Below are 16,256 nucleotides of genomic sequence, written 5' to 3' on the forward strand. Positions count from 1 at the left end.
CGCAGTGGAGGAATTCTATTCTTAAAAGCAAGTGAGATGCTTCCGGCGGTGGCGAGGCCAGGACGGCCGAGCTCGTGCGTCGTGACAGGAAGTCACGCGCACAGGAGCCTACAATCTTTCTAAGTATACAAAACTAAGTCTAAATAATCTATTCTTACAAACATGTGCAGCACACCTCGCAGTGGAGGAATTCTATTCTTAAAAGCAAGTGAGATGCTTCCGGCGGTGGCGAGGCCAGGACGGCCGAGCTCGTGCGTCGTGACAGGAAGTCACGCGCACAGGAGCCTACAATCTTTCTAAGTATACAAAACTAAGTCTAAATAATCTATTCTTACAAACATGTGCAGCACACCTCGCGGCAACGGAATTCTATTCTTAAAAAGCAAGTGAGATGCTTCCGGCGGTGGCGAGGCCAGGACGGCCGAGCTCGTGCGTCGTGACAGGAAGTCACGCGCACAGGAGCCGGAAGCATCGAACGTTTACTTCTTAGCGTGCGGGTGGGCGTTTCGATAAACTTCCTTTAGGCGGTCTTGAGAAACACTCAAATACACTTGTGTAGAGGACAGAGAAGAATGCCCGAGCAGTTCCTGAACGGCACGGATGTCGGCACCTGCATTCAAAAGATCAGTTGCGAATGTATGTCTGAATTTGTGGGGAGTGATCGGCTTTTCCATACCCATAAGAGACCTTCTCTCCGCAAGAATGTAACGGATACCCCGGGTAGTAAGTTTACCGCCTCTTTGGTTGAGAAAGATTTCTTCCGCTTTCGCATTTCCTCTCTCTTCCAGATACTCCTGCAGGGCAACACGTGCCTCATCTCCAATGAATACAAATCTTTCTTTTTTACGTTTTCCCATCACCTTAAGACTTGTTAGCTCTTCGTTTAGATCACTTAACTTGGCACCTACGAGCTCGAAAACCCGAAGGCCCGTGGAATAAAGAATTTCCACGATCGCTTTGTCTCTCTTGCCTAGAGCCGTTGGTTTTTCATTATTATTGTATTCTAAGATTTCTTCCGTTTCGATCGGGTTGAAATTCTTGGGAAGTTTCTTTTTTGTTTTCGGAAAACTAACAGAGAGTATGGGGTTCGCGCCGATTTTCTCTTCACGAAATAAAAATTTATAAAAAGTGCGTAAGGAAGAAAGTTTACGGCTTTGTGTTCTTTTATCCAGCTTCTTTGTCGCTTTTAAGTCGGCAAAATAAGCCCGAACGTCAAGAACATCAATGGAAAGAAAGTCGATCTCCTCTTTCAAACAAAACTCAAAAAAGAATTTCAGATCTCTGAGATAAGCAAATAACGTGTGTTCGGAGTAGTTCTTTTCTATCTTTAAGTAAGTTCGGTAACTTCTGAAGAATTCCGACATTTCTGGGGAGGAGTGTTCCGGGAGCGGGACTTCTAGATTGGCAGTGACCATACTTTACACTTATCGGTGATTTTTTTAACTAGGCCCCTGAAATTTTTACTATACAGGTACTTACTTCCTAAATAGCTTTGGTTTTGAGAAAAAGGACATAATTCGAAAAAAAACTTTCGATTCATCCGTTTTGTCCGGGCAATCTGACATAATCAAACCAGACCGGAAGAGAAAAAGACTAGAATTCTTGGACTAGAGCATTTGGCTAAGAAACCAAGGGAGAATTCATTTGGCTGTTGGCAGTTTTTTTGGGACCAAACCTTAAGAAAGCAAACCTAGGTCTTTCGGAGCACCGAAATTTAGGAGATTGAAATGAGCACGAAAAAAGAAAAATCCGAGAAAGCAGCGGAAAAAGAAACCGACCAAAGAAAACAGGCAATTGATGCCGCAGTCGGCCAAATTGAAAAACAATTTGGAAAAGGTTCCATTATGCGCCTTGGTGCAGACAACCGGATGGCGGAAGCTACCGTCATTTCCTCAGGTTCCCTTGACTTGGACATTGCTCTGGGGATCGGCGGATTCCCTGTAGGACGTATCATCGAAATCTACGGCCCTGAATCTTCGGGAAAGACGACTCTTACTCTTTCCGCCATTGCGCAGACTCAGAAGAAAGGCGGGATTGCCGCTTTTATCGACGCAGAACACGCACTAGATCCATCTTATGCCAAAAAATTAGGGGTCAATGTAGACGACCTGCTTGTAGCTCAACCTGATAACGGAGAGGAAGCATTGGAGATTTGTGAATCCCTTGTGCGTTCCAATGCGATCGACCTGATTGTGATCGACTCGGTAGCAGCACTTGTTCCCAAAGCAGAGATCGAAGGAGATATGGGCGATTCTCATATGGGTCTCCAAGCCAGACTCATGTCCCAAGCACTTCGCAAGCTAACAGGAACCATTTCAAAATCCAATACCATGGTTATTTTTATCAACCAAATCCGAATGAAAATCGGAGTTATGTTCGGTAGCCCCGAGACAACTACAGGTGGAAATGCTCTTAAATTTTACGCGTCCATCCGCTTGGACATTCGTAGAATTGAAACCCTCAAAGAAAAAGAGGAGCCGGTTGGAAACCGGGTGCGTGTCAAAGTCGTAAAAAACAAATGCGCACCTCCTTTCCGTCAGGCAGAATTCGACATTATGTATTCCACCGGAATCAACCGGGAAAGCGCCTTGGTAGACCTGGCGGTAAAACATGATATTTTTTCCAAGGCCGGGTCTTGGTATTCCCATGGTGCGGAAAAAATCGGCCAAGGAAAGGAACAAGTTCGCAATTATCTCTTGGAAAATCCGGAGATTGCGCTTACCGTAGAAAACCAGGTGCGGGATCTAAATGGTCTACCTCTCGTCGTGGAAACCTCAAAAATTCAAACCAGAGAGGTCAAATCCATTGAAAGGGAAACAAAACCATCAAAACCGGTCAGTTTTTCCACAGAAAAATTTGACGAGGTTGCAGTAGGAGAGTAAGTTTCCTATTATAGTGCTAACGGCTTTCTTTTTAGGAACCATTGACCGGAGCTAACAATCTGTTAGCCCCGGTCTTTTTTTATAAAATGATCAGATTGTAATTTATTCCGGCCAAATAAGATCCAATTCCAAAAGTTTATTAAGAGCTTGAACCAATCGTTTGGGTTCCCATGGTTTCGTAAGAATGATGCTGTTTTTATCCGACTTATAAACAGAAAGAATGTTGTCTCTCGTAGCATATCCTGTAACAACAATAATGGGTAGATCGGGATAAAACTTTTTTACTTCTTCCACAAGTTTATCCCCGGTCAAAAAAGGCATTTTAATATCTGAGATCAATAAATCAGGTTGGTTCGCTTCCAAAAATTTCAATGCTACTTCAGAATCTTGAAAATCAATAATGTTAAATCGATACCCTTCTGTGTTTTTTGATACGAACATCAATTCTCTTTTCATGGAAGATGAAATGGATTTTAAATCATCCACCATCACGATCTTAATCACTTTTTCATTTTTACTTCCGACATTTCCTTGGTGGTACTTTTGCAGTTCTGCCTCAAAAATTTCATTGATATCACTTGTCATCTTTCCTCTCCGTCATTGGTAAATAAATATGAAACGTTGTTCCCTGACACTTAACACTTTCTACATCAATATGTCCTTGATGTTTTCTAATAATGTCCATACTGATGGAAAGGCCAAGTCCTGTTCCCACCCCTATTTCTTTTGTAGTAAAAAAAGGATCGAATATTCTGGACAAAGCATCTTCCGGAATTCCAATCCCATTGTCCTTGAGTGAAATCTCTATCGCATCCGAACCATTAGGGAAAATCGATTTTTTTATATTTGTTGAAATTTCGATTTTTCCCGGTCTTTCCTTGATTCCCTCGGGAAATAATCCTTTTTCTTTTTTCTCTTCTATCGCTTGACCTGCGTTAGCAAGGAGATTAATAAGAACCTGGCCCAATTCTTGAGGTCTGCATGAAATAAAAGGTAACTCCTCCTGCAAGGAGAATATGACCTCGGATTCATATTTGATTTTATTAAAAATCAAATTTACCGCAGAACGAATCAACTCATTTACATTGGCACTGGACAGACAGTCTTCTTTGTCCGAATGCGCGAAACTCTTGATGTTTTTTACGATTTCAATGACCCGATCCGACCCGTCTTTTGATTCCTCTAAGATAGATTCGGTGTCTTCCAGTAAAAAATCCAAATCTTCCTTCTCCCAAAGATTAAGAATTTCGGGATTTAACCCCGTTGCATTTTCATCAAAGATAGAAGAGCGAATCAACCTTAAAACACTGGCAAAACTCTTATTATATCTTTTTAAAGTATCTAAATTGCTTTGGATAAACGCCATCGGATTATTGATTTCATGAGCAACACCGGCAGCCAACTGTCCAATAGTGGCAAGTTTTTCACTTTGTAAAAGCTGCCCCTCTGTCTCTTTCGTTTTTGACATATCGTTCAAATATACCAAAAATCCGATCTTTCCATTATAGATAATTTCTATCGCCCAAAAACCAAGCCATTTTTTACGTCCGTTTGCAATGACAACTTTCTTCTCCACCAAACTTCCTATTACCGCTTGGTCTTCGTCTGCAATCTGACGAATCAACTCGTAAGGATCTTCGCCGGAGATGATTCCTATGATATCTGAAATCTCTTCATTGATAATTGCAGATCTTTTCTTTTCTAAAAAGATTTCAGCACTTCTATTGCAAAAGGAAATTTTTGCATCTTGTAAAATTAAAATTCCGTTCGGAGAACATTCTACGATGGATTGTAAATTCCATTCACTGGTACGCAATAACGCTTCCGTACGTTTGCGAAGCAAAACCTGACACAATTCACTTCCTAAAAGTTGTATTTCCTTATGATCGGTGCTTTCGAAATCGGTTCTTTTGTTGGCAAGTGTAAGTTCGACGTCCGCATCATCCGATAAAGGAAAATTCAGTTGAAGCATTCTTGATGATTTCGGAAAAGAAAAAGGAGCTTCCAAAGGAAGATAAACGGATGATGTTTCATCTTTATAGGTATATAAGCCGATTTCTTTTTCAATAGTCTCGTTTTTTCGAATTCGAACGAGGCCCCACTCACTCTCTGTTAGTTGCATTGCATATCGAATTCCCAAAAGAACAATACTTTCTTCCGATTCCAGCCCAAGTGTTTTTTGATTTAATGCAAGAACCGCTTCCGTACGAATTTCAGCTTTTTTCCTTTCAGTAATATCCAAATGGGTACCGACTACTCTTTCCGCATAACCCATTGCATCTCTTTTCACTACTTTCCCCCGACTCCAAACCCATACCGTTTTTCCAGTCAGAGAATACATTCTGAGTTCCAAGTCATGGGACTCTATGGTTCCGTTGATATAATCCTGAATCAGACTTCTGGTTTTTTCCTTGTCTTCCCAATGCACCAGAGTTTCCCAATGAGAAAAGTTATTTGGAAACTTGTCAGGATCGAATCCTAAAATGCGGGCATACTGCGGACTGAAATATGCTTTTCCTTCGGTGAGATAAAAATCCCAAACACCGTTTTTGCCCCCTTCCAAAGCAAGCAAGTGCCTATCCTCATCTGTATTTTGGAGATTCGGAGTTGCGCGGGTGGAAGTAAAATTGGAAGGAAGCAGAAGTGCTTCCAAATCAATGATATACAAAACCCTTTTTTCAACCTCTTCCTTTTCCAAGGGTTTGGAAATGATATGAAAAGAACCTGGCAGTCGGGACAATATGGCTGGGAAACAAGAATATCCTTTTGTTTGGGAAAGAACAGAAGCCTCTTCTTGCCAAATTTCATCTTTCCAAAATAAATAAGGGAAAACCTCCCCTTTCAGTTCGAAAAAGGATTTTTGAAAAAGCTGCGCCGCGATTTGGTTGCATCTGAGGATCTTTAAATCTTTGTCCAGAATAAAGGAAGGAATCGGGGTTCCGTCCCAAGCTTCTTCCAGCTCTTCCTTGGCAAAAATGAGTTTTTCCAATGTGGTTTGAAACTCTTTAAATTTGGCTTCTTTTCCCAGCGGACCTTCATCAAGAAATCTTAGATATTCTTCGATCCTTTTGTTTCGCTCACTGAGTCGAATTTTTAAAGATTCCGGACTAGAAGATATTTCAGAGATCATAAGATCCTTCCTTGGTTAGGTATGACGAAAAAACTTATTTTTTTAAACGCATTCGTATATATTATTTTGCTTATCTCATGCAGCGGAATGGAAATCAAACCTTCGGCTGATTCTATTCGCAATCGACAAACTTATGATATTTGGTCGGGGCAAACCCCCTCGCCATTATCCCAAGATCATAACACAGAAATGGATATTTCTTGGAAAATTATGAGGGAAACAAAAGAAAAAATTCAAAACTTTCGGAAAGAAGAAACCCTCGTTTCAAACAAGAACACCATTCTTTATCCATTTAGCGGGATCGATGTTTTAAATCTTTTCTCTTTCTTCCCGGAAGCGAACCGTTACGTGTTATTTGGGCTGGAAGATCCCGGTTATCCGTTTGATTGGGATTCCAAATCGGATTCGGAGAAAAAAATCATTCTGTCCGGAATCAGAAATTTATCCTCTCATCTTGCCGGCAGAAATTACTTTACCTACCGAAAAATGAAAGAAGAGACCAAGAGACCTGCTTTGTCAGGAGCTTATCCTGTCTTTGTCGCTTTTCTAAGAAGGCTGGGAAAAGAAATCCTAGATACAAAAGAAGAAACGATCGTTTCGGGGACAGGAACCTGGAAAGGATTTACAATTGAAATTTATGATCCTAGTTTAAAGAAAAAACAAACTCTCACCTATTGGAAGATTTTCCTAACAGGCAATGAGGGAGTGCCGGGTGACGGACTCTATGAATACTTTAGAGAGCTTGGGAAAATAGCGGTTTTTACAAAGTCCGCCGAATATTTGTTCCACGGAGAAAAAAGAGCGAAATTCAGAGACTTGCTTTTGGAACGCACAAGCCTGATTGTACAGGATGATTCGGGATTTCCTTTGCGACTTTTTCCTTCCTCCGAATGGGAAAAATCTTTATACGGACATTATACAAAATCCTGGAACCTTTCCGGTGCGGTCAAACCGGAAGAACAGCGAGAGATTTTGGAACTTTCCAAAGCAAATCCGGAACCGCTTTCTTTTCCTTTCGGTTATGGCGTACTCGGCGGGAAAGACAAAAAACAATCGGTATTATTTGTGATTCGAAAGAAATAAGAAGGCAAAAAGGCGAACTTATTAAAATAAAATTCCAAGAAAAACCGGTTTAAGTTTACGAAGAGAAGCATATGTGGTAGAAGGAACGCATTGGGTGGCGGGGTGGTTAACCCCACCCAATGTCGATAGGGCGGGGATAGTATTCAAAAAAACCGTCCCCTACTCCACAGTCGTAGGATCCCAACAAGTGCGATAGCCTTCATCCCAAGTCTCGATCTCCATCATATCCGCTTCGCTGATTTGAAAATCAAATACGTCTGCATTTTCCGAAATTCTATTTTTTTTCACGGATTTTGGTATCAACACCATTCCTTTCTGCAAACCCCAGCGAAGTAAGATTTGCGCATTTGTCTTGTTATACTTCTTAGCGAGAATCGCAACGCGCTCATCATCTATCTTTTGGCCATGGGCAAGCGGGCTGTATGCTTCGACCAGAATGCCTTTGTTCTCACAATAATGAAACAATTCATTGTTATTTAGAAACGGGTGATACTCAACTTGATTCATCGCAGGAACGGTGGAAGTTTCCTTTAACAATTCCTCCAAATGGGGGATCATAAAATTGCTCACTCCGATGGATTTCGCCTTACCTGATTTTTTGATTTCTTCCAAAGCTTTCCAGGATTCATTTCTTTTTTCCGTAACCGGAAAATGAATAAGATACATGTCCACATAATCCGTGTTCAAGTTTTTTAAAGAACGATCAATTGCTTTCAAAGCAGAATTATAGCCCTGATCCGCATTCCAAAGTTTGGTTACCAGAAAAATTTCAGAACGGGGGATTTTGGAATCCTTGATCGCTTGACCTACTTCCGATTCGTTTCCGTAAATGGCAGCGGTATCTATATGACGATAACCTACTTCCAAAGCGGAAAGCACAGCCGTGTAACATTCTTTAGGTCTTGATTTCCAAACTCCCAGTCCAAACACGGGAACAGATACGGATTGATTGGTAGGAATTCTGGATTGCAAATTTACTAAGGCTGTCATGTCTCCATTACAGCCTTATTCCAAAAGAAAGGAAATCAAATTTCTACCAGTTTCGACTCTCTTAGTTTTTCAAACCGGACTTCTATGCCGTCCCAATCCCCTCGGTAAACACCTTCTGCCAAATTCCCGGCAAGGATTCCCTTGGAAAGAGGACGGTTAACCAACCGATTGAATACTTGGTTCAAAGGTCTCGCTCCGAACTTCGGATCATATCCCTGTTCAGTAAGTGCCCTTTCCGTACTTTCCGAAAGTTCGATAACAATTCCCTTCACTTTCAATCTTTCATTGAGAAGCTTCAATTGTTTATCTATGAGTTTTTCCATTACGGAAGAATCAATTGATTTGTAAGTCAGAATGGCATCCAATCTTCCCAAAACTTCCGGTTTGAAATCGCCATAGATGTCTTTGGAATTGGTCGTCAATAAAATAATCGTATTTTTAAAGTTAATCGTCCTACCTTTGTTATCCGTAAGCCTTCCATCATCCAAAATCTGCAAAAGTATATCTGCAAAATCAGGATGCGCTTTTTCAATCTCATCAAAGAGAATCACCGAATAAGGTTTTCTTCGGGCTGCTTCCGTTAAAATCCCACCTTCTTCATAACCAACATAACCCGCAGGGGCACCGATGAGTTTTGAAACGGAATGTTTTTCGGAAAACTCGGACAAATCCAAACGTATCATATTCGACTCATTATCGAATAGATATTTTGCCAATGCCTTTGCAGTTTCGGTTTTTCCCACACCAGTAGGTCCTTTTAATAAGAAAGAGCCTAAAGGCCGATTCTCAGCGGAAATCCCCGCATAACTTGTGAGAAGCGTCTCAGCAATCTCTTTCAAAACTTCTTCTTGTCCGAAAACCGCCAACTTCAGATGATTTTCCAATTCCAGGATATTTTCCTGTTTGGTTTTCAATATTTTCTCCACAGGAATCCCTGTTTGGCGGGAAATCACCGAACCTATATGTGACCTGCCCAAGATCCAATTGTTTTGGAAAGTTGCAAGTTCTTTCTCTAACTCTGGTAATACGGCATACTTCAATCTAGAAGCTTCCGTATAATCCGCTCTGGTCTGGGCCGCTTCCAGATCAAATTTCACACGATCCATTTTATTTTTTACGGAAGCCATTTGTTTCAAGGCACCTACTTCTTTTTCCCAAACCGATTTTTCCCCGGAGAATTTTTTCTCCAGTTCCTCAATCTCTTTCAAAATTTCATCGTTCTTCTTTTCTACCTGGGCATATATCTTTTTGGAGCGAATCTCACTTTCCAATTCCGCTAAATGGGCAGGCATTGCTTCCGCAGACAACTTCAATGCGGAAGCTGCTTCGTCAACAAGATCAATCGCCTTGTCGGGAAGATTTTTATCCGTCAAATACTGATCGGATAAAAACACGGAAGCATAAATCGCATCATCCGAGATTTTGATTCCATGATGAATCTCAAACTTATCTCTGATTCCCATCAGAATTTCAATCGCATCTTCTTTGGAAGGTTCATAAACAGGCACGGAACGGAATCTGCGTTCCAATGCTGCATCTCCCAAAATATATTTTTGAAATTCTTCCGGAGTCGTTGCACCTATACAATGTAAGTCGCCACGTGCCAATGCGGGTTTCAATAGATTTGCAGCATCAATCGCACCTTCCGTTCTACCGGCACCGACTAGCTGATGAATTTCATCTATAAACAGAATCGCTTCTCCCGCTTGTGATTTTACAAAACGTAGCAGATGTTGCAATTTTTCCTCAAAATCACCTCTGTATTTCGTACCTGCCATAAGTTGGCCCATATCCAGAGAATATACAGTTTTCCCGCGAAGAACATCGGGAACCTTGCCTTTTACAATTTGTTCCGCGAGACCCTCCACGATAGCGGTCTTACCCACTCCGGCAGAGCCAACTAACACTGGATTGTTTTTTGAACGTCTTCCTAAAATTTCCATCACGGAACGGATTTCTTTGGTTCGACCGATTACCGGATCCAATTTACCAACTTTCGCCTGTTCGTTGAGGTTAATTAAAAAATTAGGAACCTCCTCATCCGTTTCTTTTACATTCAAATCATTATAATCTATTTTTAACTCAGGTAAAATATTGGGCAAAAATTTTAAAAAATCAGCTTCACGTAACTCCTCTCGACCGTTCTCGGCAGCACGTGACCCTGCCATCGTCATCCATTGGGAAAGCTGGGGAGAAGTCCTGAGGTTTTCAAATCCCACCTCTCCTGCGATCTTCGGTAATTTATTTAGGCTAGCCTCTACTACGGCTTTATATTTTGCCAAGGCTTTGCCCGAATGAGAGCTCGGATGGGAAAAAAATCCCCAAAGTAAATGGGAAGGAGTGATCTCAGGATTCTTTCTACGAATCGCCTCGGTTTGGGCGATGTCCAAAGCCCCTTGCACAATAGAATCGAATTGTTTCATGGAAGTAGCCCCTAATTAGCACTCTAAGCATTAGACTGCTAATTCATCAAATCATTTTTCAAACCTCAAAGAAATCAAAGGAAATCAGGAAAAAATCTTTCCATAAAAGCGAAACAGGACAGCATCCAAGAACCATGTCGAGCATTTGTTCTTTGAATCTCTTTCGTTCCTTATTGCTATTTGTCGCATTGTCGCAGTCCCTTTTTGGGGACTCCTTAAAAGAGCAAATTTCCAAACTCCCCAATCCGAGACTTACAAACGGTTGGGTTTTGGACCAAGTTGGGTATCTAAACGATTCCGGTGCCATTTCGGAACTGAATGAGAGGATCTCCCGATCGGAAGCGGAGACTCAAGTAGAAATTGCGATTGTCGTATTACAAAGTGTAGGTGATAATTCGCCTAAAGAATTTGCGACCGCTCTCTTTGAGACATGGGGAATCGGCAAAAAAGGAAAAGATAACGGTATCTTGTTTCTTCATGTTGTGGATCAGAGAAGACTTGAGATCGAAACCGGTTACGGAATGGAATCAATACTAACAGATATTAAGTGTAAAAGAATATTGGATGAATTGGTGATTCCTGAATTTAAAAAAGAAAACTTTTCGTTAGGAATGATAAAGGGGCTCAGCGGTATTCAAAGAGGAATCAAAAATCCGGAGATAGGATTGTCCGACCTGGTGACGGAACAAGAGGAATTTTTTCCTTATATGGATCAGCCTATCTCCCATTATATCCAACCTACGGAAAATACCATTTCCGGAGAAAACAAGGGAATGGGTATCTTTAAACGAATATTATTCGAACCAAAACAAAGTGTGAAGGAATTTTTCATTTTTTTTCTATCATTGGGAATGATTGCCGTTTGGTTTTTATTTGGCGGACTTTTATCCATTCTTCCTTTTGGAAATCAATCCATATATAAAGTATATTCTTATTTTGGAAAATACTTCAGTTGGGTTTCGGGAATAACAGCCGGCTTTAGTTTGCTACCGGCGGAACTTTCGGGATCAGATACTTTCTTTTCCGTATTAAACTTGATTCCGATCGGATTCATATTATATTTCGGAAATAGAAAAATAGAAAACAGATTGAGAAACAATCCTAGAAATTGTCCTAGCTGTTCCAAAAAAATGCAAAAGTTAAACGAAACAAAGGACAATGCATACTTGAGCCCCGGAGAAATAACGGAAGAAAAAATCTATTCTGTTGATTACGATATTTGGAATTGCAAGGAATGTGATGTTCAAATCAAAGAAAGATACACTGGTCATTTACCGGCATCCCTTTGCAAAAAATGTCATTACCAAACGTTTCGATGTATTTCCGTAACGGTAAAAAGAAAAGCTGACTATGACGCAGGTGGTTTGGAAATTCATCATTACGAATGTGCGCATTGCAAACTAACGGAAAATAGGCAAGTCCACACTGCAAAACTTTCCCGATCTTCTTCCGGAAAGTCGGGCGGTGGTTATTCTAGTAGCGGTTCAGGAGGCTCCTGGGGAGGAGGCAGCTCGGGCGGAGGAGGAGCCGGGTCTTCCTACTAAAAGAATATGAAAAAATCATGTTCTCTACCATCTAACTCGCATAAGCTCTCTTATGCAGTGATGGCGATTCTTTTTCTTTCTACGTTTTCACTTTTCGGAGAAACCATCTCTGTTTCCGAAGGAAGCAAATATACCCATATAGGAGAATATTTGGAATATGCCATCCTGCCAAAGGAAAATTCCGATCTTTCAAACATACAAAAGGCGGAAACCGTTTGGCAAAAAAATCCCGGCAAAACCATTTCTTTTTCTAAAGAAAGAAGACCCGTTTGGTTTAAACTCCATCTGAGTTATAAGGGAAATGTACCCCATACTTTTTATTTGATTTTCTCAAGTCCCGTGGTCGATCTTTTTGAATTGTATTATCCATATAAAGACAAATGGATCAAGATGAACTCGGGAGAACAGGTGTTGCAAAAGGACAAACCCATCTATTCGCACTTACCTGCATTTCCTTTGTATCTTTCTCCCGGAGAAGAAACCACTGTTTTTATAAAAATAGAATCCTCAAATCCGATATTCAATTTCGTATCACTTTACGACACACGTTCATTCCTGGCCTACTCCAAAAAGAACGACATTGTCTTTGCCGCCTACTTCGGTGCAGGCGGTTTTATGTTTGTCTATAGTCTATTCCTTGCTTATTCATTACGTTACAAACAATTCTATTTTTACTTTTTTTATCTTTCCACTATCTTACTGATAAATTTATATTCCACAGGATTTATGCAGTATGTGGAAATAGGAGACTCACACACCTGGAAAAATTATCTTTTTCCAATAGCAATTTACTTCAGCTGCATTTTCGGACTATTATTTACCTCTGAATTTTTAAATATTCCAAAAAAATCACCTAAGATGCACAAGCTGATCAAGGTTTTGGTAATAATCAGCATTATCATGGTCTTTTCCATTCTCTTCATAGATTTGAGAAGTTATATCCATATTGCGGTTTTGATCGTAATGATTCCTATCTTACTCGGACTTTTTATATCTTTTTACTTTCTAATGCAGAACAAAAGAAACCTGGAAAATTATCTTTTCTTTTTCGCATTAAGCTCAGTGTTAGTCGGTGCCTCCGTAAACACTTTGACAATACAAGGTTTGGTGCAACCGACTTTGTTCGCCATGTATTCGTTACCACTCGGATCTACGATGGAAATCTTTTTGCTTGGCACAGCTCTCATGGTAAAGGTAAGACAACTTCGCAAGGATACCGAAAACAAACGTGAAATTGACATTCAATTGAAAGTGGCTAGGCAATTGCAAAAGGACCTACTTCCTAAGGCACGCACTTCCATCAAAGGATATCCGCTCGGATTCCGCTATATGCCTACATCCGAGATCGGAGGAGATTTTGTTCAGATCATTGAGAAAGAAGATTGTTTCGGACTATTTTTATGCGATGTGTCGGGTCACGGGATTCCCGCAGCCATAATCGCTAGTATGACAAAAGTTTCTTTGCAGATCTGGGCAGACAAATTGGATGAGCCGGCCCTTGCAGCTCAGAAAATAAGACTTTCTCTTTTGGAAAGTCTTTCCGGGAATTTTTTAACAGCGGTATTCATTTACATTCACCCGGAAAAGAAAATTTTGAAATTTGTAAATGCAGGACACCATCCTTTGATTCTACTGCAATCCAACGGAGAATACGAATATATTTACTCTCAAGGCAGAGCCATTACCGAATACATGCCTTTGGAAATCAAAGAGTTGACCATTCCTTTGCCAAAATCGGGAACTTTGATTTTATATACGGACGGAATTTTGGAATCCAGAAACCCGACCACAGGAGTTTTGTTTGGTGAAGAAGGACTGATTGATGTGTTACAAAAAATAAGCAACCTTGATCCTCAAACAATATGTGATCAGGTGACATCCGAAGTTTCCCGTTTTCAAAAATACAAACGCGCCGCAGATGATATAACGATACTTGCGTTAAACCTCACAAAAGAGTGAAGTTTGTATTTAAATTGTTAAGAATTGTTCTTCCTAATCTGAATTTTTAGTTTGGTATAAAGTTCCTTTGGCAAGAAAGGTTTGGCAATATAATCATTCATACCTACCTCTTTGATTTTTTCCTGGGTTTCCAATTGTGCGGAAGCAGTCAAAGCGATGATAGGAATGTCTTTTTTATCAGGAACAATATCCCCTTTTCGAATCACTTGGGTTGCCTGGTATCCATCCATATCAGGCATATGCAAATCCATAAGAATCACATCATAATGATTTGACTTCAATTGATCCAATACATCAATCCCATCGACTGCATGTCCGATCTCCACACCCCATTTGGTTAAAAAGCGGGCCACGATTTCGCGGTTAATCAGAATATCATCTGCAATCAGAATTCTGGATCCGCGCAAGGTAGTATAATCTATATGCTCCAAGTTGACGTCGGTATCAATGGTTTCTAAAGTTCTTTCAACAGGCAAAGTAACGGTAAACGTCGTTCCTACACCGAAAATACTCTTTACTTCGATCGTACCGCCCATTAGATCCAAAAGTCCTTTAGAAATAGCAAGACCTAATCCCGATCCGCCGAATCTTCTGGTAGTATCGCCACTTACTTGCATAAATTTATCGAAGATCAATTGTAATTTTTCTTCGGGAATACCGATCCCTGTGTCTTGAATTTGCAACTGAATCATATAACTGGTATCAGTTTGTGACACCAGTTTGGCGTTAACGGAAATTTCTCCCTCGCGGGTGAACTTAATCGCATTGGATAATAGATTGTTAAGAATTTGAAGCAATCGGGTGGGATCGGCTTTAACAGTACTTGGAAAATTTGCATCTACATGAGTAACGAGTTTTAGCAATTTTTCCTTGGCTTTCTGATCAAAAGATTTAAAAACAGACCCGAGAAGAGAATCAATTCTGAAAACTATCGATTCAAGACTGATCCTCCTTTCTTCAATTTTACTGAAATCAAGAATATCATTGATCAAAGACAATAAGGTTTCACTGGAAAATTTGAGATTATTTAAATTTTCAATTTGTTCTGCTTTCGGGTTTTCTTCCAACAAAAGAATGGTAAGTCCGATCACAGCATTGAGAGGAGTTCGGAGTTCATGGCTCATACTGGACAAAAATTCGGATTTGGCAAGGTTAGCCTCTTCCGCTTTTTTCTTTGCTTTGACCAGTTCTCTTTCGTATTCGGATGATTTTGTATTATCAATAAATGTGGAGCGGCTCAAAAGCATCTTGCCCGATGCGTCCTTGATCGCAGTCGCGGATAATATAATATCCATGATCTCGCCGTTTCTTTTTAAAAATTGAATCTTAACCTCATCCACATACCCTCTTTCTTTGAAGGCGAGAAATTCCTTTTTAAAGATTTCTTCACTTCCCTTCGCGAGAAAATCAAAAACTGATTTTTTTCCGATAACTTCTTCTCTTGTATATCCTAACCAACGCAATGCGGTATCGTTCATCTTCAAAAAATTGCCTTCACTGTCAAGGGAATGAAATCCTACGGGAGAATTTTGATACAGATCGTCAATTTCAAGAAAGCGGGAATTGATCTCGTTTTTTTCCGATTCAACTTTAGCATTTCGGATGATCAGTAAAATCATCCAAACGATTAGAGCGGATATTGTTAGAAAACCAACCAGGCAAAAAGTAAATAATGTGGTATTTTCCTTTTCTTTTCGTAGTCTGTCTGTTTCTTCCGCTATTGACTTTTCCTTTCTAAGTTTGGCAATGTTTCTACGGAGCTCATCCATCAGGTTTTTGCCAACTTTAGAACGAACCGCAAGAAGAGCCAAATCCTTACGACCAATATCAATTTCTGTGATTCGATTTTTAATTTCCGTTCTTTTCTTAAGCGAAAATTCGAATATACGAATTAGATCCTTTTTATATTTTTCTTCCGCTTGTTCCAACAATACTTTTTCCAGAATCGGGAATTGGGTGATCGCATAAAAATACGGTTCTAAAAAATCCCTATCACCTGTTAATAGGTATCCCCGTTGGCTCGTTTCCGCATCTTTTAGCGCAGAAAGATAATCTTCCAGATTTTGAGACCAGCTGAGTCTGGCAATGGTGACTTTCTCATCCGCTTGGATCGTATATATTTTCCAAACAACTCCGAAACTTAGAATTAAGAACAGAACAAAAACTAATTGTAAGGCGAACTTATAAACGGCAGTCCTGTTGGCAAACATCCAAAATTTCATTCTATAAACCTAGGTGATTTCAC

The 16,256-nt window shown here is 40.3% G+C and carries 10 protein-coding genes; 4 read left to right on the forward strand and 6 right to left on the reverse strand.

Annotated features, from left to right (window positions below; translation table 11 throughout):
• Positions 1-479 precede the first annotated feature (479 nt).
• Positions 480-1,415, reverse strand: coding sequence for a site-specific tyrosine recombinase/integron integrase (xerA, locus tag EHS11_RS08895; protein ID WP_135764040.1), 936 nt, complete (start codon positions 1,413-1,415; stop codon positions 480-482).
• 312 nt (positions 1,416-1,727) lie between these two features.
• On the opposite strand from xerA, the gene recA reads away from it, so the two are divergent.
• Positions 1,728-2,882 carry a recombinase RecA gene (gene recA / locus EHS11_RS08900; RefSeq protein ID WP_135764041.1) on the forward strand — a complete coding sequence of 385 codons (1,155 nt, stop codon included), beginning with the start codon at positions 1,728-1,730 and terminating at the stop codon, positions 2,880-2,882.
• Between the two features lie 102 nt (positions 2,883-2,984).
• Here recA and EHS11_RS08905 read toward each other — a convergent pair whose 3' ends face one another.
• Positions 2,985-3,467, reverse strand: coding sequence for a response regulator (locus EHS11_RS08905; RefSeq protein ID WP_135764042.1), 483 nt, complete (start codon positions 3,465-3,467; stop codon positions 2,985-2,987).
• Entirely contained in the window at positions 3,457-6,012 is a 2,556-nt protein-coding gene (locus tag EHS11_RS20475) for an ATP-binding protein (protein WP_135764043.1), read from the reverse strand. The genes EHS11_RS08905 and EHS11_RS20475 overlap by 11 nt, the downstream gene beginning before the upstream one ends.
• 21 nt (positions 6,013-6,033) lie before the next feature.
• Here EHS11_RS20475 and EHS11_RS08915 point away from each other — a divergent pair, with 21 nt between their 5' ends.
• On the forward strand, positions 6,034-7,095 hold the full coding sequence (locus EHS11_RS08915; protein ID WP_135764044.1) for a hypothetical protein: 1,062 nt from the start codon (positions 6,034-6,036) through the stop codon (positions 7,093-7,095).
• Positions 7,096-7,254: 159 nt separating this feature from the next.
• Here EHS11_RS08915 and EHS11_RS08920 read toward each other — a convergent pair whose 3' ends face one another.
• Entirely contained in the window at positions 7,255-8,085 is an 831-nt protein-coding gene (locus EHS11_RS08920; RefSeq protein ID WP_135764045.1) for an aldo/keto reductase, read from the reverse strand.
• A 35-nt stretch (positions 8,086-8,120) separates the two neighbouring features.
• Positions 8,121-10,508 (reverse strand): ATP-dependent Clp protease ATP-binding subunit, encoded by a 2,388-nt coding sequence (locus EHS11_RS08925; RefSeq protein ID WP_135764046.1) that lies wholly within the window; start codon positions 10,506-10,508, stop codon positions 8,121-8,123.
• 134 nt (positions 10,509-10,642) lie between these two features.
• Between EHS11_RS08925 and EHS11_RS08930 the strand changes: the two genes are divergently transcribed.
• Both EHS11_RS08930 and EHS11_RS08935 read left to right on the forward strand, forming a co-directional pair.
• Positions 10,643-12,052, forward strand: a complete 1,410-nt coding sequence (locus EHS11_RS08930; RefSeq protein ID WP_135764047.1) for a TPM domain-containing protein — start codon at positions 10,643-10,645, stop codon at positions 12,050-12,052.
• Positions 12,053-12,058: 6 nt separating this feature from the next.
• Entirely contained in the window at positions 12,059-14,011 is a 1,953-nt protein-coding gene (locus EHS11_RS08935) for a SpoIIE family protein phosphatase (protein WP_135764048.1), read from the forward strand.
• A 17-nt stretch (positions 14,012-14,028) separates the two neighbouring features.
• On the opposite strand, the gene EHS11_RS08940 is transcribed toward EHS11_RS08935, so the two are convergent.
• Complete coding sequence (locus tag EHS11_RS08940; protein ID WP_135764049.1) at positions 14,029-16,233, reverse strand: ATP-binding protein; 2,205 nt, start codon at positions 16,231-16,233, stop codon at positions 14,029-14,031.
• Positions 16,234-16,256: the final 23 nt, after the last annotated feature.

The sequence above is a fragment of the Leptospira ilyithenensis genome (assembly GCF_004771005.1).
Classification (GTDB): Bacteria; Spirochaetota; Leptospiria; order Leptospirales; family Leptospiraceae; genus Leptospira_A; species Leptospira_A ilyithenensis.